Consider the following 20,928-nt stretch of genomic DNA (forward strand, 5'->3'; position numbering starts at 1 on the left):
TTGGCGAGGGTTCATTGACGGTTCCAGGCGGTTTCGGAGACCAGGCTCAAGCCGTCGCCCTCCGAGTTATGGGCCAGCAATACGTCGAAAATGTTCAGTTGTCCGGGTTGTGTCAGGGCTTGGCGCAAGGCGGCTTCGTCGAAGTTGACCAGGCGTTCGCGGTGCACACTGATGGCCCCGATCCGTTCCAGTGGCGCGGCCATTGCCGCGGCGCTGGTCACGGCGACTTGCTGGGCACCGTTGTGGGCATAGCGTTTATCGAGGTACGTCTGGATCAACGACAACATGCCGTTGGTGAGGTAGAAAAGACTGACGTTGCGCTGGTTCGCGCACGGGTCCTGGGCCAATCCTTGCGCCAGGCGTGCCTCGATATCCGGCACCAGCGCCCGGGCACCATCGCCGATAAAGGCCAGGACATTGCCCTCGGCGGTCATGGCGATATAGGGCAAGGCCATCAGCGCATCGCCCATCAACGCCCGACCATACCATCCGGAAAAACCCGGGTCGGTACGTGGCACGTTACGCACCGCCGAAATACCGCAGCGGCCGACATCGTAGACACCGATATAGCGATAACCCTGGTGCTCGATCAGCTCGCGCACCAGGTGGCCGAGTCGATGGAAAAAGTAGTTGGCGGTCATGGGCAGGGTCTCGATGTGATCCGCCGCCACGGTTTCGCTGCGCTGCGCCATCTCCCGCAGCTTGCCACGCCGCAACGCGAGCACCTGGGGCTCGACCTGCAATCCACGCTCGATATGGTCCAGGAACACATCCAGCGGCACGTCCAGCGCCAGGTCCGTGAACGGTGAAAGGTGCCGTGGTTCATGATTGACCTGGACCACCCGCAGCTGACGCTTGAGCTTGCCTTCGGAAAATGGCGTGGAGGCTTGGTCGACCTTGCCCTTGAGAAAGAACACGCAGTGGTCCTGGGCCCCGTTCAACTCATGCTCGCAATGCATGAACTGGTACACCCGCCGGCTGAACCCATAGAGAGACAGTGGCCCAAGGTATTCGGGCACCGCCCGCCCCTCGTAATAGGGACCGACACTGCCGGGTTGGGTAATACTGTCAGCCAGGCCGATGGCACCACGCTCAGCCAGGGCATGGACCCGGCGGCGCTGCTCGGCGCTGAGCTTGCCGCACTGCCATAACAGGTGCACCGACTCGTGATTGATCAGATGCAGGGCCTGGTCCAGCGCAGCGGCCTGCCGTGCGTCGGGGCGCCAGGTCGGCACCGGCATGACCTCGGGCAGGCGTACGTCCAGCGGCACCAGTGGCCGGGATTCAAGTACCCCCTGGGTGGCCAGGATGAACACCGGTTCGGGCCGTTCGGCGAGCATGGCGAACGCCTCTTCCAGGCGCGGGCCGATTTCCTCGACCTTGCGGATGAAGACCTGGCGCAGACCCCGGGCTTCGATGACCCGGCAGCCATCATTGTCCAGGTCGTGGGTACCCTGGAAGGCAAACCAGACGTTCTCCGGGCTGTCGGCACAGACGATCAACCCCGGGGCACCAAGGCGCTTGAGATTGGCCAGGGTGCCGCGAAACTCATCGATCATGCCCGAGGTCACGGCAATCACGTAGGCCCGGCCGAACAGTTGCCAGCCAGCCATGGCGCTGACCGCCAGGCTGTGTTCGTTGCAGCCGCTCAGGCAACGCACGCCGGTGCCGGCGACGTTCTGCTGCATCGACTGGATCAGCCCCGCCACCATCGATCCGGTGTAGGCATGAAAGTCCCAGCGCTGTTGCCAGCGGTTGCACATGAACCGGGTGATTTCCGTCGCCAGGCTCACCGACAGCAGCGGACCGCTGATGGAGCGCGCCAGCAAACGGTTGAAGTGCGCGTGCTCCAGGTGATCGAGGATGATTCGCAGCAGGTCCGCCCGACGCGCGGCCCGGTCCTGTCCCGTGACCCGCAGATGACGGTTGCCGCCGATCCGGTTCATCCAGCCCGGCAGCGCCGGCAAGGCGCAATACAGCAGCGCCGAATGGGGTGACAGGCGTGAGCCGGGCGCGGCGGCGATCAGTTCATCGAAGGGGTCCTGATCCCCCGCCTCGGTTTGCTGGCAAAGATCGAGAATGAATAGCTCGTTGGACAACGGCGGGGTCTGTCGTCGTAAGCTTTGCCGGGCGGCCTGGGCTGAATCAAAGGTCAGCACCCACAAGTCGGGCACGGCCGCAGCTACGCACGGGTTGCCCTGTAAATAGCGCTGGGCCTGGACCATCAGGGTCTCCAGGACCGCTTCGCCGTGGGGCCTGGGGCCCAAGGCGCGATGCATTGGCTCATTGCCTCTGATCGAGATCGGCCAATCGGGATTATTTGCCGGAGGCTGCAAGCAGGCCTGCAAATAATCAACGACAAATGCCACATCCTCGATCAGAGGCTGCGTCTGGGTAATCAAACAGATACCTAAGGTTGCCTTCATGGACTCCATTCCTATTGAGTCTAACTAACTTGTGGGGCGGGTTTACTTTTAGCTCGGTCAGCTCGGTCGTCGGGGATACAGGCATCCACCGTGGCCTGGGCAATCGAACGTCGCGCAGCCATCGCCAGCGCACACACGCCGAGCGTTGCCAGGCACAAGCCGACAAGCATTCCCGCCGGGCCACTGCGATCGAGCAGCGCTCCGGCGCCGATCGGCACCAACAGGCGCGTGAGCACAAACAGGCTGGCCTGGAGGCCGTAGTCGTCGGCCTGGTGCTGCTGGCGGGAGAAAAACATCATCAGGCCAAACATCAGGCTCGATACCGCGCCCATGGCCGTGGCCAATAGATAAGCCGCCACCACCAGCCACAAGGTCGAGGCCTGGAGCCATACCGCGCCAGTCAAGGCCAGCAGCGCCACCAAGGCCCCGACCATGAACCACGGCGTCACCCAGGCCGGGCCCAGGCGTTGCACCAGCCTGGCGCCCAGAATGCTCGCCAGGACACCGACTACTCCGCCGCCGACGCCGGCAACCCAGGCCACCTGCTGCGCAGGCATCCCCTGGTCCAGCAACAGCGGCTTGAGGTAAAGCCACGCGGCGCCGAGAAAGGGGAAACCACTGAGCAGCAGCCAGATCCACAGACGTGCGCCGGGCTGCCGGAAAAAACCCGACCAATCCACCAGTGCCGGCCGGGTTGCCTGGCACTCGACAGCCAGGACATCCGCCTCGTGCAGTCGCCCGAGAAACGGCAGCGCCAGCAACAGCCCGGCGGCCATCAACAGAAACGGCGCCTGCCAGCCCCAGCGCTGCTGCACCAACAGCATCACCCCGGCGCCCACAATGGCAGCGAGGAACAGCGCCGCCGAACGAATGCCCCCTGCCCTCAATCGCTGCGTTTGTGGCAATAACTTGATGGCCAGGGCATTGACCGGAATGTCGGCCCAGGTCGCCAGCACCCCAGCGGCAAAAGCCAGGCCGAAAAGGACCAGGCGATTGGTGGTCATCGCCTGCTGACTAGCCAACACCAGCAGCAGCGCCAGCAGCAGGCACAGCCCCAGCGCCCAAAGGCGATAGTGCCCCTGGGGCGCGCGATACCGCTGCACGGGCAAGGCCAACAGGAATTTGAACACCGCTGGCAGCCCCGTCAGTTGGAACAATCCGATGTCAGTGCCGGACCAGCCGTGTTCGCGCATGACCAACGGAAGCCCCAGCAGCAGGTAGATGCTGGGTACTGCAAGGACGAAATGGAGCCAGCCGAACAGCAACTGAAGGCGCCACATACGGGCGCTTTCCTGACCTTTCATGGATGACTCCTACGCGCCACTTGTACCGCGACCGGCGCGACGGCAAAGGCCACTTCAGGGTAATGGTCGATATCGACGAAACCGGCCTGGGTCAATGCATCGGCCAGGCCGCCGGCGTGGGTGACCTGGCGACCGAGCATCTGCATCGACAGGTAGTAAGGCATGACCCGCCGGGCCAGCTCCGGGTCCAGGGGGACTTCGGCATGAGCACTGACCAGCACGCCGCCAGGACGCAACGCGGCGTGGATTTTCTTGAGGCTGGCGGCCAGGTCCGGGACAAAGTGCAGCACCGAGGAACACCAGATCAGGTCATAACCCTCACCGATGTCGTCGTTTGCCAGGTCTCCGCCACGGACCCCGAGGCGCTGCTGGAGGCCGGCCTTATGGATATTTTCCGCCGCCACGCTGACGGTCTGGGGGAAATCAAACACTTCACCACTCAACATCGGGTTATCCCGGGCCAAAGCAATCGCAACCAGCCCTGGGCCGCCCCCCAGGTCGAGGAATCGACGGGCGTGGACGAACTCGGGAATCCCTGCCATCAGGCGCAACGCCACCTCAACGGTAACCGCCCGTTGCTCCTGGGCCAGTTGCAAACGCGCAGCGGCCGTCCAGTTCTCGATGGTGGTCGCCACGTTCGGCGCCTGTCCGCTGGGCTGACCCGCCCGTACCTGGTCGCCCAACTGCCCTCCGAAATGCCGAAGCCCGCGCAGACGGAACGTCCACGCATCACCGCAGTAATCCGGTGCCTCGGCGCGCAAGTAGTCGTGGGCCACAGCGGCGTTGTGGTAACGCGGCGGTTGCTGTTGGTCACGGACCAGCAAGGCCATGCTCCATAGCGCTTCCAGCCAGTAACCGGTGTTGACGGGGTCGAGTTGCAACTGCCGGGCAATGGTCTGTGCCGTGACAGGCACTTGCAGCAAGTTGAACAGCTTCCATTCCAGCGCGATGCGCAAGGCGTCGGCGCGCACGCCGGCCAGGGTCAGATCCCAGTAGGGTTGCAGGGGATGTGGTGTTGCCAGGTCGCTTCCATTCATCATTCGCAGCTCACAGTTCATAGCTCACACGCAGGCCGATTTCCCTTGGCGGGCTGTAGACCCGCGCGGTGCCGTTCAAATAGCCGACGGCGTCGTAGCGCTTGTCGGCGGCGTTCTTCACGTAGGCACTGATGCCGTATTGGCCAAAGTCATAACCGGCATTGAGGTTGATCAAGCCGTAGCCGCCACGGCTGTACTGGTTGGCCGAGTCCAGGTAGGTCTTGCCGACCACGTCCACGCCACCCTGGGTCCACCAACCGGTGGGGGCGTCGTAGCGCAGGCTCAGATGGCCGGTGAAGTCGGGGGCGTAGGGATTGCGATTGCCCTGGTAGTCATTGTTGCCGTCGCTGAAACGCTCGAAACGGGTGCGGTTCAAGCCCACGGAACCGACCAGCGTCCAGTTGTCGGCGAGGAGGTACTGGGCTTCGAGCTCCATCCCCGTGGAATGCGCCGACGCCGCGTTGGTGATGTACACCACGCCCGGCTGGAGCAGTTGCTGCACTTGCATGTCGCGCACGTCCATCCAATACAGCGCCGCCGAATAACGCAGGCGCCGGTCGTCCAGCCAGCCCTTGGCGCCGACCTCATAAGTCTTGACCTTTTCCGGGTCATAACCGGGGTAATTGGCGGCGCTGGAAAAGGCATTGAAACCGCCGGCGCGAAAACCTTCGGCATAGCTGGCGTACAGGTAGGCATCCGGCTGCCACTCGTATTGCAGCGAGACCTTGGGGGTAAAGCGTTGCCATGCCTGGCTCTGGCGCCCAGCACCCCGGGGGTCGATGTGCACTTTGTCCTGTTCGACGCGGGCGCCGAGGGTCAGGGTCCAGCGTTCGGCCAAGGGCATCAGCCACTGGCCGAACAGCGCCGTGGTGTTGCCACCCAATTGCACATCCGTGCGGGACAGGCCGCCGGGCAATTTCTGTTGGTAAGACAGGTCGTGATCATCGCGGTCCGCATAGACGCCGAGCAGCCACTGGCTCTCATCCCATTGGCCCTCCAGACGGAACTCCTGGGACAACGTGTTGAAGTGGTAATCACGGGCGACGTGGAAGCGGTCGACCGGCTGGAAATCGGTGTCTTGGCGAACCCGGTCGTAGAAATCATTGCGTGCGGTGATCGAGCGCAACTTCAGGCCCGATTCGAACTCATGCAGCACGTCCAAAGACAGGCTGCGACCGCTGGAATGGTTCCAGCTCGAGGTGCCGGAGCGTACCTGGCGCCGGGATGACTCCGCCGGGCCCCACTGAGAGCCGCCGTCGCGATAATCCTGGCGGCTGTAACGCAGGTTGACGTCCGTGGCCAACGTGGGCGTCCAGCGCAGCACCATGCGGGCGCTGTGACGTTCGCGATCATCGGCTTGCCCGCCGCGCCAGTCGTTGTCGATGTAGCCATCGCGCGCTTGCCATTGCCCGGAAACCCCGGCGTACAGCATGTCCGGGAGCAGCGCGGCACTGGTATCAACGCCCAAGATACGCTCGTCGCGGCTGCCGCCACCGCCTTCGATCCGGGCGTAGGGCAGTGCTTCAGGCTGGCGAGTGTGGATGCTCAATACGCCGGCTTCTGCGTTGCGGCCATACAGGGTCGACTGGGGGCCGCGCAGGATTTCGATGCGCTCCACGCCCAGCAGATTGTGGTCAAAGCCCTGCCCCATCAAGGTCGGCACGCCGTCGACCAACATCAGCATCGAAGAGGAAAACGCCGTAGGACTGGCAGTCAGGCCACGCACCACAGGCAGGTTCGTACCCGACTGGCCGAATGGCTGGAAAGTAAAGCCGGGAGTGGCTCGCGCCAGGTCTTGCAGGTCACTGATGCCGCCCTTGCGCAGGTCTTCGCCCGATAGCACCGACAGACTGGCGGGAACCGTTTCCTGAGCCTGTTCAATCTTGTTCGCCGTCACCGTGACCGGCGCCAGCTCGGTCTGCGCCGCCACGTTCACGGCCGCACCCAGACAGCAACCGATGCACAGCATGTAACCGCAGGCTTTCAATACAGGCTTGCCCATCGCACTCCCCATCAATGAATCAACGACCGCCTCGTTCTTGCGATAGCAGTTGAGATGCAAACATGGTATTGATTAATGAGAATAGTTATCATGTAGTTCATATGGAATCTGGATCAATCCATATGCAAGCCAGAGTCAACCAAGGAGGACAATAAAAGTGGCGGCCTTACAGAAGATTTCCCAGTCGTATCGAGTTGCGCCAACGCACTCGCGGCTGATCAGCAACGACCCCTGTGGCTGGACACGTCAGCAACTGCCGGGGGAACTGGGCGAGTGCTATTCCGAGCGCTATTTCGTCGACAACGACCTGATGGTGGTGCGCTCGCGCTACCGGCCCACACGTAATCTGATCGAAGAAACCGTCAGCCCGCACAATCGGCACATGCTGGTCATCACGTTCGGTATGCAAGGCGATTCCGGATACAAGGGCGCCGACGGTTCGGCAGTGTCGTTCCGAGCCGGCTACACCACCATCACCTCGTTCCAATTAAGTCTGGGCGAGCGGTGCTACGAAGCCGGGACGACCGTATCCCAGCTCAGGCTGTTGATCGGTGAAAGCATGCTCAACAAATACATCGGCGAGCAGCGCACCCGCCAGTTGCTGGGCAACGGCAATGTGCGCCAACTGGCCTTCCAGAAAACCTCGGCTACCAGCGCCAGCCACGCCACCGCCCTGGCGCGCTATCTCAACCAGGGCGCCACCGGTGCGTTGGACATGCACATCCACACCCTCTGCCTGCTGTCCGAACAGCTGAAACTGCTGAGCCCACCCACCTGTATCCAGAACCCGCAATTCAGCGCCAGTGACATCGAAAAGCTCGACCAGGCACGGGACATCATGATCGAGCAAATGGACCAGCCGCTGACCATTCCCTACCTGTGCGCCGCGGTCGGGCTCAACGAATTCAAGCTCAAGGAAGGCCTGCACTACCGCTTCAACTCCACGCCCCACCGCATGCTTCACGAGATCCGCATGCGCAAGGCCTACACATTGCTTGAAAGCGGTTGCCAGGTCGCCCAGGCGGCTTACAAGGTCGGCTACAAATTCCCGAATAATTTCAGCGCCGCGTTCACCCGGTTCTTTGGCAAATCGCCGAAAACAGTATTTGGCAAACGCCGCTGAGTCCGCCCTGGCGCCCAGGTAATTCGGGGCGCCAGACCCTCGCCTCTTAAAATCCCCCGAATCCCCCGCCACGGCTACCTGCTGGCCAGGGCGGCCTTCTGTCGCCTTCCCACGCACAAACGCCCAACCGCCACTTGCGCTAGCAATATTATGGTATACCATCATACGCACAGACCAATTTCCACCCTCCTACGGAGCAGCTCATGAGTTTCGAAATTCGCAAGATCGTCAGCTATGTCGAAGAAACCTTTATCGAAGGCGGCAAGGCCAGCGATAAGCCGGTGACCATGGTCGGGTTGGCGGTGGTGATGAAAAACCCTTGGCTGGGCCGTGGCTTCGTTGAAGACCTGAAACCGGAAATCCGCGCCAACTGCTCCGACCTCGGTGCTCTGATGGTCGAACGCCTGGTGGGCATCATTGGCGGCGCGGAAAAAATCGAAGCCTATGGCAAGGCCGCCGTGGTCGGTGCCGATGGCGAAATCGAGCACGCCTCCGCCGTGATCCACACCCTGCGCTTCGGCAACCATTATCGTGAAGCGGTCAAAGCCAAGAGCTACCTGAGCTTTACCAACAAACGCGGCGGCCCGGGCACATCGATCCAGATCCCGATGATGCACAAGGACGACGAAGGCCTGCGCTCGCACTACATCACCCTGGAAATGCAGATTGAAGACGCCCCGCGCGCCGACGAAATTGTCGTGGTGCTCGGTTGCGCCGATGGCGGCCGCCTGCATCCGCGTATCGGCAACCGCTACATCGACCTGGAAGAACTGGCCGCCGAGAATGCGCAGTAATCCAGCCTGGGCAACCACAATAAAAAGGCATGCAGGAGCGCTCCATGATTCGGCTCACCGCTGAACTCACCCCGGCCGGCACCAGTTACCTGGCGACCGGCCAAGGCCAGCCCGTGGTCCTGATCCACGGTGTGGGCCTGAACAAAGAAATGTGGGGTGGCCAGATCGTTGGCCTGGCCACGAAATACCAAGTGATTGCCTACGACATGCTCGGCCACGGTGCCAGCCCGCGCCCCGACAGCGGCACCGCCCTGCTGGGCTACGCCGACCAGTTGCTGGAGCTGCTCGATCATTTGCAACTGCCTCAGGCGACGGTGATCGGTTTCTCCATGGGCGGCCTGGTGGCCCGGGCGTTTGCCTTGCATTACCCGCAGCGCCTGCACGGCCTGGTGGTGCTCAACAGCGTGTTCAACCGCAGCGCCGAACAGCGTGCCGGGGTCATCGCCCGCACCGCCCAGGCCGCCGAACACGGGCCGGACGCCAATGCCGAGGCCGCGCTGTCGCGCTGGTTCAGCCGCGAATACCAGGCGGCCAACCCGGCGCAGATTGCCGCGCTGCGCCAGACCCTGGCGGGTAACGATCCCCAGGGCTACCTGACCACCTATGAACTGTTCGCCACCCAGGACATGTACCGCGCCGATGACCTGGGCAATATCCAGGTGCCGACGCTGATCGCCACCGGCGAACTGGACCCCGGCTCGACGCCGGAAATGGCCCGGCAGCTGGCCAAGCGAATTCCTGGCGCCACCGTTGCCGTGCTCGCCGAGCAGCGGCATATGATGCCGGTAGAATCGCCGCGCCTGGTCAACCAGTTGCTGCTGGCGTTTCTCGACACGGCAAGCGCCCGACAAAACCAGATAAAGGGGATCGTTGCATGACACTCGCACGTTTTTCGATGTGCATCGGCGGCGAATGGGTCGATGCCCTCTGCGGCAAGACTTTTGAAAGCCTGAACCCGGCCTCGGCCCAGCCCTGGGCTGAATTGCCCGATGCCGACGAAGCCGATGTCGAGCGCGCCGTGCAGGCAGCGCAGGCCGCTTTCGAGAGCCCGGCCTGGCGTGGCTTGACCGCCACCGCTCGCGGCAAACTGCTGCGACGCCTGGGTGACCTGATCGCCGAAAACAAAGAACAGTTGGCCCAGCTGGAAAGCCGCGACAACGGCAAGCTGATCCGCGAAACCCGTGGCCAGGTCGGCTACCTGCCGGAGTTTTTCCACTACACCGCCGGCCTGGCCGACAAACTCGAAGGCGGTACCCTGCCGCTGGACAAGCCGGACCTGTTTGCCTACACCGTGCACGAAGCCATGGGCGTGGTCGCGGCGATCATTCCCTGGAACAGCCCGCTGTACCTGACCGCGATCAAGCTCGCCCCGGCACTGGCGGCGGGCAACACCATCGTGATCAAACCGTCTGAGCACGCCTCGGCGACCGTTCTGGAGCTGGCTCGCCTGGCCCTCGAAGCCGGGATTCCGCCGGGCGTGGTCAACGTCGTCACCGGTTACGGCCCAAGCACCGGAGCCGCCCTCACCCGCCATCCGCTGGTGCGCAAGATCGCCTTCACCGGCGGCGCCGCCACGGCCCGGCATGTGGTGCGCAGCAGCGCGGAGAACTTCGCCAAACTGTCCCTGGAACTGGGCGGCAAATCACCGAACATTATCTTTGCCGATGCCGACCTCGACAGCGCCATCAATGGGGCGATTGCCGGGATCTACGCGGCATCCGGCCAGAGCTGCGTGTCCGGTTCCCGGCTGTTGGTGCAGGACGAAATCTATGACGAGTTCGTCTCGCGCCTGATCGAACGCGCCCAACGCATCCGTATTGGCAATCCGCAGGAAGACGCCAGTGAAATGGGCCCCATGGCCACCGCCCAGCAACTGGCCGTGGTTGAAGGCCTGGTGGCCGATGCCATCGCCGAAGGTGCGCGTCTGCGCCTGGGCGGCAAGCGTCCGCAAAACCTGGGCGACGGCTGGTTCTACGAACCGACCCTGTTCGAATGCGACCACAACTCGATGAAGATCATGCAGGAAGAAGTCTTTGGCCCGGTGGCCTCGGTCATCCGTTTCAAGGACGAAGCCGAGGCGCTGGCGATTGCCAACGACTCGCAGTTCGGCCTCGCCGCCGGCATCTGGACCCGCGACCTGGGACGGGCCCACCGTCTGGCCCGGGACGTGCGCTCCGGGATCATCTGGGTCAACACCTACCGTGCGGTCTCGGCGATGGCGCCCATCGGCGGCTTCAAGAACAGCGGTTATGGACGCGAAAGCGGCATCGATTCGGTGCTGGCTTATACCGAACTGAAGACGGTGTGGATCAATCTTTCCCAGGCGCCCATGCCTGATCCGTTCGTGATGCGCTAGGAGTCCTGAGAAATGATCGAACCCGGCATCTACAAAGAAGTCATGAGCTCCTTCCCGTCCGGCGTCACAGTGGTCACCACCCTGGACCCGGACGGCAATATCGTCGGCATCACCGCCAGCGCCTTCAGTGCGCTGTCAATCGACCCGGCGCTGGTGCTGTTCTGCCCCAACTACGCTTCCGACACCTACCCGATCCTGCGGGACAGCAAGCAGTTCGCGATCCACTTGCTGTCCGCCGACCAGACCGCCGAAGCCTACGCGTTTGCAGGCAAAGGCAAGGACAAGGCCAAAGGCATCGACTGGCACCTCAGCGCGCTGGGCAACCCACTGCTGAGCAAGGCCACGGCGATTATCGAATGTGAACTGTGGCGCGAATACGACGGCGGCGACCACGCGATCATCGTTGGCGCGGTGAAGCACCTGATCCTGCCCGAACAGCCGGTCACACCGATGATCTACCACAAAGGCAAGCTGGGCCCGCTGCCGGCACTGGCCTGAGGTTACTTTTGGGTTGCACCTCACCACTCCCTGGTGCGGCCCGTTTTTATACTAGCCCCCACGCCCCTGAGTGATGGGCTGACTTAAGAGCACACACCGATGAGCAACGATAAATACGAACAAGGCCTCAAGATCCGCACTCAGGTGCTGGGCGAGGCTTATGTGCAGCGCTCCATCGAGAACGCCGACGACTTCACCCGCCCCCTGCAGGAAATGGTCACCGAATACTGCTGGGGCCATGTCTGGGGTCGTGAGGGTTTGTCGCTCCAGGAACGCAGCATGATTAACCTGGCGATGATCTCGGCACTCAATCGCCCCCACGAACTCAAGCTGCATGTGCGTGGCGCCTTGCGTAACGGCTTGAGTCGTGAGCAAATACGCGAAATTCTGCTTCAGGTCGGTATCTATTGCGGCGTCCCGGCTGCCGTGGACAGTTTCCGGCTTGCCCGTGAAGCCTTCGCCGAAGCCGACGCCGAGGCCTCCAGTCAACCCTCGGCTGTTTGATCTGAACGTGCACGGATGTTGCCCGTTTGGCATGGACAGCCATATTACAGAGCGGACCCCATGAAACGCCTGCCACTCGACGACAGCTTCAAGGTCAATCGCAACCCCGTTACCCTGCGCGAGATCGTGCTGGATAAATTGCGAAGTGCCATCATGAACTTCCAGCTTCTGCCGGGCGATCGCCTGGTCGAACGCGATCTGTGCGATCGCCTGGGCGTGAGCCGCACGTCGGTGCGCGAAGCCTTGCGTCACCTCGAGTCTGAAGGCCTGGTGGAATTCGCCGATGCCAAGGGACCACGGGTGGCGATCATCACCCTGGCCGATGCCGGCGACATCTATGAATTGCGCTGTGTGCTCGAAGGCTTGATCGTCCAGCTCTTCACCCTGCGGGCCAAGGCCAAGGACATCAAGGCGCTGGAGAAAGCCCTGGAAGAGAACCGCAAGGCCCTCAAGGATGGCGAGCTGCAACAGGTCATCGACTCGGTACAGGGCTTCTACGACGTACTGCTCGAAGGTTCCGGCAACCATGTCGCCGCCACCCAGTTGCGCCAGTTGCAGGCCCGCATCAGCTACCTGCGGGCCACATCGGTGTCCCAGGAAAACCGTCGCGGCAGCAGCAACCAGGAAATGGAACGCATGGTCGAGGCCATCAAGAGCGGCGATCCGCTGGCCGCCCACCAGGCGTGCGTCGACCACGTGCGCGCCGCCGCCAAGGTCGCTCTGGACTACCTCAAGCGCAAGCAGGAAGAAACCGGCGACATCCCTGAAATCACGGCGCCCATCGCCCTGAAAGAACCTCGCATAGGTCGCTGATATGTTCAGCCCGAGCTTTTGTCCAAAGTGTGGCGGCAGTGACCTGAGTCACCGCCTGCCAGCGGGCGATACCCACCAGCGACTGATGTGCGGCGGCTGCGGCTACATCCATTACGTCAACCCGAAGATCATTGCCGGCTGCATCATCGAGCAGGACGGCAAATACCTGTTGTGCCAGCGCGCCATCCCACCGCGCCCCGGCACCTGGACCTTGCCGGCCGGTTTCATGGAAGGTGGCGAAACCACTGAGGACGCGGCGCTGCGGGAAGTCTGGGAAGAGACCGGCGTGCGCGCAGAAATTGTCTCGCCCTACTCGATTTTCAGCGTGCCGAAGATCAGCGAGGTGTACATCATCTTCCGCGCTACAGCGCTGGAGATCACCGGCCAGTACGGGCCGGAAACCCTCGCCTGCCAGTTCTTCGCCCCGGAAGACATTCCGTGGGACAGCATCTATTACCCGGCCATCCGGCAGATCCTCGAACGTTACATCGAGGAACGCCAGGCCGGGGTCTATGGCATCTACATCGGCAACGACGACAGCGGCAAGATCCATTTCATCCGCTGACAGGCCTCAGGTTGCCACGCCCTCGACGATGATCACCTCGGCCCGGGCCACACCCTCGCGATGCCCCTTCGCCGCCTGATACTGCTCCGAGTGATAACAGGCCAGCGCCTGCTCGTAGGAGTCGAACTCGATGACCACGCTACGTTGCGGCGTAGCCCTGCCTTCCATCGCCTCGCTACGCCCACCCCGAGCCAGCATCCGACCGCCATACAGAGCAAACGCCGCTGGCGCCCGCTGGGTGTATTGGCTGTATTGATCGGGGTCGGTGACATCCACATGAGCAATCCAGTACGCCTTCATAGTGACCTCTCGGGTTATTTTGTATTATGGTATACCACAAGATAATTCCAGCAAGCGCCCATCAAAACAAAGAGAGCCCGACATGGCCTTTAACAGCATTCAGGAAATCATCGAAGACTACCGCCTGGGCAAGATGGTGTTGCTGGTGGATGACGAAGACCGGGAAAACGAAGGTGACCTGCTGCTGGCCGCCGACTGCTGCAACGCCCAGGCCATCAACTTCATGGCCCGGGAAGCCCGCGGGCTGATCTGCCTGACCTTGACCGACGAACACTGCCAGCGCTTGGGTCTGGAACAAATGGTACCGAGCAACGGCAGCGTGTTCAGCACCGCGTTCACCATTTCTATCGAAGCCGCCACAGGCGTGACCACCGGCATATCCGCCGCCGACCGTGCGCGTACCGTCGCCGCCGCCGTTGCCGCCGACGCGGGGCCCGCCGATATCGTGCAGCCGGGGCATATCTTCCCGTTGCGCGCCAAGGAAGGTGGCGTGCTGACCCGCGCCGGACACACCGAAGCCGGTTGCGACCTGGCGCGCCTGGCCGGCTTCACGCCAGCATCGGTGATCGTCGAAGTGATGAACGACGACGGCACCATGGCCCGCCGCCCGGACCTGGAGGTGTTCGCCCGCAAGCACGGAATCAAGATCGGCACCATCGCCGACCTGATCCACTACCGCCTGAGCACCGAACACACCGTGCTGCGCATCGGCGAACGGGAGTTGCCCACGGTGCACGGCACATTCCGCTTGTTCACCTTCGAAGATCGCATCGAAGGCGGCGTACACATGGCGATGGTCATGGGCGACATTCGCCGGGAAGAACCGACCCTGGTGCGGGTGCACGTGATCGACCCGCTGCGGGATCTGGTGGGCGCCGAATACAACGGTCCTTCCAACTGGACCCTATGGGCGGCCCTACAACGGGTCGCCGAAGAAGGCTGTGGCGTGGTGGTGGTGCTGGCCAACCACGAGTCGTCCCAGGCGCTGCTCGAGCGTGTACCGCAACTGACCCAGCCGCCGCGACAGTTCAGCCGGTCGCAATCGCGCATCTATTCTGAAGTGGGCACCGGGGCGCAGATCCTCCAAGACCTGGGCGTCGGCAAATTGCGTCATTTGGGCCCGCCGCTCAAGTACGCGGGGTTGACGGGGTATGACTTGGAGGTGGTGGAGAGTATTCCCTTTACCGGCTAGGGCCGAGCCTACATACACGGACCTGTGGGAGCGGGCTTGCTCGCGAAAGCGGTGGATCAGCTTGCAGCAATGTTGAATGTTGGGCCGTCTTCGCGAGCAAGCCCGCTCCCACAGGGGTACACAAAAACTCATTCAGGCAGATAGCCGGTACGGCAAAATGCTTGCAGAAAGTTTGGAATACCATAATATGATATTCCATAGACCGAACACTTCAGCCAAGTGCCCCCTGACAGGGAAAGCACAAACAAGAGCCCTTGGCACGGTCGCCTTTAAGGCCAGATGGACCTACTGCTCCCGATAGGCGGGCAACAAAAGCCCGCTCAAAAACACAACAATGAGGGCGTGAAAATGGTGTTGAAGAAAAGTGCAGCCGCAATCTTTTTTGCGGGCCTGTTGAGCGTCGCCAGCCAGGCAACGTTGGCAGCTGAAAGCGTCAACTTCGTCAGTTGGGGCGGCAGCACCCAGGACGCGCAGAAGCAGGCCTGGGCCGACCCGTTCAGCAAGGCCAGCGGCATCACCGTGGTCCAAGATGGCCCGACTGACTATGGCAAGCTCAAGGCCATGGTCGAAAGCGGCAACGTGCAGTGGGACGTGGTCGATGTCGAGGCAGACTTCGCCTTGCGCGCCGCCGCTGAAGGCCTGCTCGAACCCCTGGATTTCTCAGTCATCCAGCGCGACAAGATCGACCCGCGCTTCGTCTCCGATCACGGTGTCGGTTCGTTCTACTTCTCGTTCGTCCTCGGTTACAACGAAGGCAAGCTGGGCTCCGGCAAGCCCCAGGACTGGACCGCCCTGTTCGACACCAAAACCTACCCAGGCAAACGCGCCCTGTACAAATGGCCGAGCCCAGGCGTCCTTGAACTGGCCCTGCTGGCCGATGGCGTAGCGGCAGACAAGCTCTACCCGCTGGACCTGGACCGCGCCTTCAAGAAACTCGACACCATCAAGAAAGACATCGTCTGGTGGGGCGGCGGCGCCCAGTCCCAGCAACTGCTTGCCTCCGGCGAAGCCAGCATCGGGCAGTTCTGGAACGGGCGCATCTATGCCCTGCAACAGGACGGCGCGCCGGTTGGCGTGAGCTGGAAGCAGAACCTGGTCATGGCCGACATCCTGGTCATCCCAAAGGGTTCGAAAAACAAGGCCGCAGCCATGAAGTTCCTGGCCAACGCCAGCAGCGCCAAGGGCCAGGCCGACTTTTCCAACCTGACCGCCTATGCCCCGGTCAACGTCGACAGCGTCGCGCGCCTGGACTCGGTGCTCGCCCCCAACCTGCCGACCGCCTACGCCAAGGATCAGATCACGCTTGATTTCGCGTACTGGGCCAAGAACGGTCAGGACATCGCGACACGGTGGAACGAATGGCTGGTGAAATGAAAATGTCGGCAACGACACCCCGCACCGGGAGCGCCCTTGGCGCTGCCGGTACGGCAACCGGCAAGACGCTGGCGACTGCGCAAAACCCGTCGCTGGCCCAGCGCTGGCGCGGGGTCGGCAACCTGGTTCCCGCCCTGCTGTTCCTCGGCCTGTTCTTCCTGGCGCCGCTGATTGGCCTGCTGTTGCGTGGGGTGTTGGAACCGGTGCCCGGCTTGGGTAATTACGAGCAACTGTTCGCCAACTCGGCCTATGCCCGGGTGTTGTTCAACACCTTTTCGGTGGCCGGGCTGGTGACGCTGTTCAGCCTGTTGCTGGGCTTTCCCCTGGCCTGGGCCATCACCCTGGTGCCCCGAGGCTGGGGGCGCTGGATGCTGAACATCGTCTTGCTGTCGATGTGGACCAGCCTGCTGGCCCGCACCTACTCCTGGCTGGTGTTGTTGCAAGCCTCCGGGGTGATCAACAAGGCGTTGATGGCCATGGGCATCATCGACCAGCCGTTGGAGATGGTGCACAACCTCACCGGCGTGGTGATCGGCATGAGCTACATCATGATCCCGTTCATCGTCCTGCCGTTGCAGGCAACCATGCAGGCTATCGACCCGATGATCCTGCAGGCCGGCTCCATCTGTGGCGCCAGCCCCTGGACCAACTTCTTCCGGGTGTTCCTGCCACTGTGCCGACCGGGGCTGTTCTCCGGTGGGTTGATGGTGTTCGTGATGTCCCTCGGTTACTACGTGACCCCGGCACTGCTGGGCGGTGCGCAGAACATGATGCTGCCTGAATTCATCATCCAGCAGGTGCAGTCGTTCCTCAATTGGGGCCTGGCCAGTGCCGGCGCCGCCTTGTTGGTGGCGATCACCCTGGTGTTGTTCTACTTCTACCTGAAGCTCCAGCCGGAATCCCCGGTGGGTGCCAGCAACGCGAGGTAAGCCGTCATGCTCCTGACCCCCAATGCCATGAGCCGGCGCATGCGGTTCGGCCTGTACTTCACCACCGGCCTGATCGCGCTGTTCCTGCTGTTGCCGATCGTGTTCATCGTGCTGCTGTCGTTCGGTTCATCCCAGTGGCTGGTGTTCCCGCCACCGGGCTGGACGTTGAAATGGTACGGCCAGTTCTTCTCCAACCCCGACTGGATGAACGCGGCGCTGACCAGCCTCAAGGTCGCGGTCCTGACCACCGTCTGCGCCGTGGCGCTGGGTTTGCCCACCGCGTTTGCCTTGGTCCGCGGACGTTTCCCGGGCCGGGAACTGCTCTATGGCCTGTTCACCCTGCCGATGATCGTGCCGCTGGTGATCATCGCGGTGGCGGTGTACGCGCTGTTCCTGAAACTGGGTTACACCGGGACGCTGTTCGCGTTCGTGGTCAGTCACGTGATCGTCGCACTGCCCTTCACCATTATCTCGATCATCAACTCGCTCAAGCTGTTCGACCAATCCATCGAGGACGCGGCGGTGATCTGCGGCGCCTCACGCCTGCAAGCGGTGTTCAAGGTGACGTTCCCGGCGATTCGCCCGGGCATGGTTGCCGGCGCCCTGTTCGCGTTCCTGGTGTCGTGGGACGAGGTGGTGCTGAGCGTGATGATGGCCAGCCCGACCCTGCAAACCCTGCCGGTAAAAATGTGGACCACCCTGCGCCAGGACCTGACGCCTGTGATCGCCGTCGCTTCGACGCTGCTGATCGGCCTCTCGGTGTTGGTGATGGTGATCGCCGCCGCCCTGCGCCGGCGCAATGAAATCAGCGCCTGAGCGCCTAGGAGAACACGATGAGTGCCGTCAAAGACCCCGCACAACAGCACAACAAGACCCTGGTCAGCCTGCGCAACCTGAACAAGCACTACGGCGACTTTGCCGCCGTGGACGATATCTCCCTGGACATCCAGGACGGTGAATTCCTGACCTTCCTCGGCTCCAGTGGCTCGGGCAAGAGCACCACGCTGTCGATGCTCGCCGGGTTTGAAACCCCCAGCAGCGGCGAGATCCTCGTGGACGGCAAGTCCCTGGTCAACGTCCCACCGCACAAACGCGACATCGGCATGGTGTTCCAGCGGTACTCGCTGTTCCCGCATCTGTCGGTGCGCGACAACATCGCGTTCCCTTTGGCGATCCGCAAACTGGCGACGGCTGAACGCGAGCGCCGGGTCGATGCGATGCTCAAGCTGGTGCAACTCGGAGAATTCGCCCATCGTCGTCCTTCGCAACTCTCCGGCGGCCAGCAGCAGCGCGTGGCGATTGCCCGGGCGCTGGTCTATGAGCCACGCATCCTGCTGATGGACGAACCTCTCGGCGCGCTGGACAAAAAACTCCGTGAAGACCTGCAAGATGAACTACGCCAGCTGCATCGGCGCCTGGGCATTACCATCGTCTACGTGACCCACGACCAGGAAGAAGCCATGCGCCTGTCCCAGCGCATTGCGATTTTCAGCCACGGCAAGATCGTCGGCCTGGGCAGCGGCTATGACCTCTATCAGAACCCGCCGAATGCCTTCGTGGCCTCGTTCTTGGGCAACTCCAATTTCCTCAAGCTCAAGGCCCAGGGCAACGCGGTGGCGACCTTTGAAGGCCAGTCACTGTCGATCCGCCTGACCGCCGGCCTGCAAACAGACCAGGATGTGCTGCTGATGGTGCGTCCGGAAAAAGCCCTCGCCTTGAGCGTCGAACAAGCCGCCCAGGAGCCCTTGGCAGCCGGCTGGAATGAAGTCTCGGCCAAGGTCGTCGAAGTGCTGTTTCTCGGCGAAAGCCAGACCTGCAGCGTGGTGACTTCCAGTGGAACCGCCATGACCGTCAAGGCGCTTTCCGCCGCCGGCATGCCCCTCAAGGCCGGCGACCCGGTGCGTGTGCGCTGGGCCACCGCCGATGCCTGCGTCTACACCCAATGGGTCGAGAGCGACCTGAACAAAGCCGCCGGTGCCCATTGATGAACGCCGCCTGCCCCTCCATGAAAGCCGCACCCGAGGATCGTCCAATGATCGACGCCGCCGTTTACAAACAAGTCATGGGCTCGTTCCCGTCCGGCGTGACGGTGATCACCACGCTCGATGACGATGGGCAAATCGTCGGCCTCACCGCCAGCGCGTTCAGCTCGTTGTCGATGGACCCGGCCCTGGTGCTGTTCTGCCCCAACTACAGCTCCGATTCCTACCCGGTGCTGATCAAGAACCGCCGCTTCGCCATCCACGTGCTCTCCGGCGGGCAACAGAACGAAGCCTACGCCTTCGCGCGCAAAGGCAAGGACAAGGCCCAGGGCATCGAGTGGACCCTGAGCGAGTTGGGCAACCCGCTGCTGAGCAATGCCACCGCCATCATCGAATGCGAACTGTGGCGTGAATACGAAGGCGGCGACCACGCCATCATGGTCGGTGCCGTGAAGAATCTGATCGTGCCGCAACACACACCGGGGCCGCTGGTTTATTGCCACGGCAAGATGGGCGCCCTGCCCGTCCTCGCCTGAACCGATCGTCAACGACAAGAGAAAGCGCCATGAAATTTTCCCTGTTTGTACACATGGAGCGTTGGGACGAAAGCGTCAGCCATCGCCAGTTGTTCGAGAACCTGAGCGAGCTGACCCTGCTGGCCGAGGCCGGCGGCTTCAGCACCGTGTGGATCGGCGAACACCACGCCATGGAATACACCATCTCGCCCAGCCCGATGCCGCTGCTGGCGTACCTGGCGGGCAAGACCACCACCATCCACCTCGGCGCCGGCACCATCATCGCGCCGTTCTGGCATCCGCTGCGGGTGGCCGGCGAATGCGCGCTGCTGGACGTGATCAGTAACGGCCGCATGGAAGTCGGTCTGGCCCGTGGCGCCTATCAGGTGGAGTTCGACCGCATGGCTGGCGGCATGCCAGCGTCCTCCGGCGGCCAGGCCCTGCGGGAAATGGTCCCGGTGGTGCGCGCCCTGTGGCAAGGCGACTACGCCCATGACGGCGAAATCTGGAAGTTCCCCACCTCCACCAGCGTGCCCAAGCCGATCCGCAAACCCTACCCGCCGATGTGGATCGCCGCCCGCGACCCGGACTCCCACAACTTCGCCGTCGCCAATGGCTGCAATGTGATGGTCACGCCGTTGATGAAGGGCGATGAAGAAGTCCTGGACCTGAAGAACAAGTTCCAGGCCGCCCTGGACAACAACCCTGACGTACCGCGCCCGCAATTGATGGTGCTGCGCCACACCCACGTGCATGCCGTGGACGATCCCGAGGGCTGGAAAGTCGGTGCCCAGGCAATCTCCAAGTTCTATCGCACCTTCGATGCCTGGTTCGGCAACAAGCAAGTGCCGGTCAACGGTTTCCTCGCGCCAAGCCCCGAAGAAAAATTCGCCGAGCGTCCGGAGTTCCAACTGGAAAACATCCGCAAGAACACCATGATTGGCACACCGCAGGAAATCATCGAGCGGATCAAGTACTACCAGGAATTGGGGGTGGATGAGTTCAGCTTCTGGTGCGACAACAGCTTGTCCCATGCCGAGAAGAAGAAGTCTCTGGAGTTGTTTATCCAGCAGGTGGTGCCGGCGTTTCGCTGATCCGCAGCCCTTGAGACCTGATAGTGGGAGCGAGCTTGCTCGCGATGGCGGCCGAAATCTGAAGGTGATCCCCAAAAAAATGCCCGGACTTCAAGGTCCGGGCATTTTGTTTTCAGGAGG

At 62.4% G+C, this 20,928-nt stretch carries 20 protein-coding genes; 15 read left to right on the forward strand and 5 right to left on the reverse strand.

Translation table 11 applies throughout. The features are described from left to right. Nucleotides 1-11: 11 nt before the first annotated feature. The 4 genes from EPZ47_RS16060 to EPZ47_RS16075 all read right to left on the reverse strand — a co-directional run bounded on the left by EPZ47_RS16060 (nucleotide 12) and on the right by EPZ47_RS16075 (nucleotide 6,769). Nucleotides 12-2,279: a decarboxylase gene (locus EPZ47_RS16060; protein WP_238346632.1), complete on the reverse strand. Its 2,268-nt coding sequence runs from the start codon at nucleotides 2,277-2,279 to the stop codon at nucleotides 12-14. Between the two features lie 167 nt (nucleotides 2,280-2,446). Next, on the reverse strand, nucleotides 2,447-3,730 hold the full coding sequence (locus EPZ47_RS16065; protein WP_135845688.1) for an MFS transporter: 1,284 nt from the start codon (nucleotides 3,728-3,730) through the stop codon (nucleotides 2,447-2,449). Next, complete coding sequence (locus EPZ47_RS16070) at nucleotides 3,727-4,767, reverse strand: methyltransferase (RefSeq protein WP_135848010.1); 1,041 nt, start codon at nucleotides 4,765-4,767, stop codon at nucleotides 3,727-3,729. The genes EPZ47_RS16065 and EPZ47_RS16070 overlap by 4 nt, the downstream gene beginning before the upstream one ends. 10 nt (nucleotides 4,768-4,777) lie before the next feature. After that, a complete protein-coding gene (locus EPZ47_RS16075; protein WP_135845689.1) occupies nucleotides 4,778-6,769 on the reverse strand; it encodes a TonB-dependent receptor in 1,992 nt (663 codons plus the stop codon). Nucleotides 6,770-6,926: 157 nt separating this feature from the next. Here EPZ47_RS16075 and EPZ47_RS16080 point away from each other — a divergent pair, with 157 nt between their 5' ends. The 8 genes from EPZ47_RS16080 (at nucleotide 6,927) to EPZ47_RS16115 (ending at nucleotide 13,422) form a co-directional block, all read left to right on the forward strand. Then, nucleotides 6,927-7,892, forward strand: coding sequence for a helix-turn-helix domain-containing protein (locus tag EPZ47_RS16080; protein WP_135845690.1), 966 nt, complete (start codon nucleotides 6,927-6,929; stop codon nucleotides 7,890-7,892). 203 nt (nucleotides 7,893-8,095) lie between these two features. Continuing rightward, nucleotides 8,096-8,686, forward strand: coding sequence for an amino acid synthesis family protein (locus EPZ47_RS16085; RefSeq protein WP_135845691.1), 591 nt, complete (start codon nucleotides 8,096-8,098; stop codon nucleotides 8,684-8,686). Nucleotides 8,687-8,730: 44 nt separating this feature from the next. Further along, a complete protein-coding gene (locus EPZ47_RS16090) occupies nucleotides 8,731-9,564 on the forward strand; it encodes an alpha/beta fold hydrolase (RefSeq protein WP_135845692.1) in 834 nt (277 codons plus the stop codon). Next, nucleotides 9,561-11,042, forward strand: coding sequence for an aldehyde dehydrogenase (locus EPZ47_RS16095; protein WP_135845693.1), 1,482 nt, complete (start codon nucleotides 9,561-9,563; stop codon nucleotides 11,040-11,042). Before EPZ47_RS16090 ends, EPZ47_RS16095 begins: the two co-directional genes overlap by 4 nt. Before the next feature lie 12 nt (nucleotides 11,043-11,054). Then, nucleotides 11,055-11,540, forward strand: a complete 486-nt coding sequence (locus EPZ47_RS16100; protein WP_135845694.1) for a flavin reductase family protein — start codon at nucleotides 11,055-11,057, stop codon at nucleotides 11,538-11,540. A 99-nt stretch (nucleotides 11,541-11,639) separates the two neighbouring features. Then, a complete protein-coding gene (locus EPZ47_RS16105) occupies nucleotides 11,640-12,044 on the forward strand; it encodes a carboxymuconolactone decarboxylase family protein (RefSeq protein ID WP_135845695.1) in 405 nt (134 codons plus the stop codon). Between the two features lie 60 nt (nucleotides 12,045-12,104). Further along, on the forward strand, nucleotides 12,105-12,857 hold the full coding sequence (locus tag EPZ47_RS16110) for a GntR family transcriptional regulator (protein WP_135845696.1): 753 nt from the start codon (nucleotides 12,105-12,107) through the stop codon (nucleotides 12,855-12,857). A 1-nt stretch (nucleotide 12,858) separates the two neighbouring features. Further along, on the forward strand, nucleotides 12,859-13,422 hold the full coding sequence (locus EPZ47_RS16115; RefSeq protein ID WP_135845697.1) for an NUDIX hydrolase: 564 nt from the start codon (nucleotides 12,859-12,861) through the stop codon (nucleotides 13,420-13,422). Nucleotides 13,423-13,428: 6 nt separating this feature from the next. Here the strand turns inward: EPZ47_RS16115 and EPZ47_RS16120 are convergent, their stop codons facing one another. Then, nucleotides 13,429-13,722, reverse strand: a complete 294-nt coding sequence (locus EPZ47_RS16120; RefSeq protein WP_135845698.1) for a DUF1330 domain-containing protein — start codon at nucleotides 13,720-13,722, stop codon at nucleotides 13,429-13,431. A gap of 82 nt (nucleotides 13,723-13,804) precedes the next feature. Between EPZ47_RS16120 and ribBA the strand changes: the two genes are divergently transcribed. The 7 genes from ribBA (at nucleotide 13,805) to EPZ47_RS16160 (ending at nucleotide 20,808) form a co-directional block, all read left to right on the forward strand. Further along, entirely contained in the window at nucleotides 13,805-14,914 is a 1,110-nt protein-coding gene (ribBA, locus tag EPZ47_RS16125) for a bifunctional 3,4-dihydroxy-2-butanone-4-phosphate synthase/GTP cyclohydrolase II (RefSeq protein WP_135845699.1), read from the forward strand. 348 nt (nucleotides 14,915-15,262) lie between these two features. Next, on the forward strand, nucleotides 15,263-16,288 hold the full coding sequence (locus EPZ47_RS16135; RefSeq protein WP_135845700.1) for an ABC transporter substrate-binding protein: 1,026 nt from the start codon (nucleotides 15,263-15,265) through the stop codon (nucleotides 16,286-16,288). Continuing rightward, nucleotides 16,285-17,217, forward strand: a complete 933-nt coding sequence (locus EPZ47_RS16140) for an ABC transporter permease (protein ID WP_135848011.1) — start codon at nucleotides 16,285-16,287, stop codon at nucleotides 17,215-17,217. The genes EPZ47_RS16135 and EPZ47_RS16140 overlap by 4 nt, the downstream gene beginning before the upstream one ends. 6 nt (nucleotides 17,218-17,223) lie before the next feature. Further along, nucleotides 17,224-18,033, forward strand: coding sequence for an ABC transporter permease (locus tag EPZ47_RS16145; RefSeq protein WP_135845701.1), 810 nt, complete (start codon nucleotides 17,224-17,226; stop codon nucleotides 18,031-18,033). 17 nt (nucleotides 18,034-18,050) lie between these two features. Further along, entirely contained in the window at nucleotides 18,051-19,202 is a 1,152-nt protein-coding gene (locus EPZ47_RS16150) for an ABC transporter ATP-binding protein (RefSeq protein WP_135845702.1), read from the forward strand. A 47-nt stretch (nucleotides 19,203-19,249) separates the two neighbouring features. Next, nucleotides 19,250-19,735, forward strand: coding sequence for a flavin reductase family protein (locus EPZ47_RS16155; protein ID WP_135848012.1), 486 nt, complete (start codon nucleotides 19,250-19,252; stop codon nucleotides 19,733-19,735). A gap of 29 nt (nucleotides 19,736-19,764) precedes the next feature. Then, complete coding sequence (locus EPZ47_RS16160; RefSeq protein ID WP_135845703.1) at nucleotides 19,765-20,808, forward strand: LLM class flavin-dependent oxidoreductase; 1,044 nt, start codon at nucleotides 19,765-19,767, stop codon at nucleotides 20,806-20,808. Nucleotides 20,809-20,928: the final 120 nt, after the last annotated feature.

The organism is Pseudomonas viciae (assembly GCF_004786035.1).
GTDB classification, from domain to species: Bacteria; Pseudomonadota; Gammaproteobacteria; order Pseudomonadales; family Pseudomonadaceae; genus Aquipseudomonas; species Aquipseudomonas viciae.

What these genes read in the sequence shown, in the direction of transcription:
- EPZ47_RS16060 (WP_238346632.1), bottom strand. Translation starts at nt 2,279, where the DNA reads ATGCATCGCGCCTTGGGCCCCAGGCCCCACGGCGAAGCGGTCCTGGAG.
- EPZ47_RS16065 (WP_135845688.1), bottom strand. Translation starts at nt 3,730, where the DNA reads ATGAAAGGTCAGGAAAGCGCCCGTATGTGGCGCCTTCAGTTGCTGTTC.
- EPZ47_RS16070 (WP_135848010.1), bottom strand. Translation starts at nt 4,767, where the DNA reads ATGAATGGAAGCGACCTGGCAACACCACATCCCCTGCAACCCTACTGG.
- EPZ47_RS16075 (WP_135845689.1), bottom strand. Translation starts at nt 6,769, where the DNA reads ATGGGCAAGCCTGTATTGAAAGCCTGCGGTTACATGCTGTGCATCGGT.
- EPZ47_RS16085 (WP_135845691.1), top strand. Translation starts at nt 8,096, where the DNA reads ATGAGTTTCGAAATTCGCAAGATCGTCAGCTATGTCGAAGAAACCTTT.
- EPZ47_RS16090 (WP_135845692.1), top strand. Translation starts at nt 8,731, where the DNA reads ATGATTCGGCTCACCGCTGAACTCACCCCGGCCGGCACCAGTTACCTG.
- EPZ47_RS16095 (WP_135845693.1), top strand. Translation starts at nt 9,561, where the DNA reads ATGACACTCGCACGTTTTTCGATGTGCATCGGCGGCGAATGGGTCGAT.
- EPZ47_RS16100 (WP_135845694.1), top strand. Translation starts at nt 11,055, where the DNA reads ATGATCGAACCCGGCATCTACAAAGAAGTCATGAGCTCCTTCCCGTCC.
- EPZ47_RS16105 (WP_135845695.1), top strand. Translation starts at nt 11,640, where the DNA reads ATGAGCAACGATAAATACGAACAAGGCCTCAAGATCCGCACTCAGGTG.
- EPZ47_RS16110 (WP_135845696.1), top strand. Translation starts at nt 12,105, where the DNA reads ATGAAACGCCTGCCACTCGACGACAGCTTCAAGGTCAATCGCAACCCC.
- EPZ47_RS16115 (WP_135845697.1), top strand. Translation starts at nt 12,859, where the DNA reads ATGTTCAGCCCGAGCTTTTGTCCAAAGTGTGGCGGCAGTGACCTGAGT.
- EPZ47_RS16120 (WP_135845698.1), bottom strand. Translation starts at nt 13,722, where the DNA reads ATGAAGGCGTACTGGATTGCTCATGTGGATGTCACCGACCCCGATCAA.
- ribBA (WP_135845699.1), top strand. Translation starts at nt 13,805, where the DNA reads ATGGCCTTTAACAGCATTCAGGAAATCATCGAAGACTACCGCCTGGGC.
- EPZ47_RS16135 (WP_135845700.1), top strand. Translation starts at nt 15,263, where the DNA reads ATGGTGTTGAAGAAAAGTGCAGCCGCAATCTTTTTTGCGGGCCTGTTG.
- EPZ47_RS16140 (WP_135848011.1), top strand. Translation starts at nt 16,285, where the DNA reads ATGAAAATGTCGGCAACGACACCCCGCACCGGGAGCGCCCTTGGCGCT.
- EPZ47_RS16145 (WP_135845701.1), top strand. Translation starts at nt 17,224, where the DNA reads ATGCTCCTGACCCCCAATGCCATGAGCCGGCGCATGCGGTTCGGCCTG.
- EPZ47_RS16150 (WP_135845702.1), top strand. Translation starts at nt 18,051, where the DNA reads ATGAGTGCCGTCAAAGACCCCGCACAACAGCACAACAAGACCCTGGTC.
- EPZ47_RS16155 (WP_135848012.1), top strand. Translation starts at nt 19,250, where the DNA reads ATGATCGACGCCGCCGTTTACAAACAAGTCATGGGCTCGTTCCCGTCC.
- EPZ47_RS16160 (WP_135845703.1), top strand. Translation starts at nt 19,765, where the DNA reads ATGAAATTTTCCCTGTTTGTACACATGGAGCGTTGGGACGAAAGCGTC.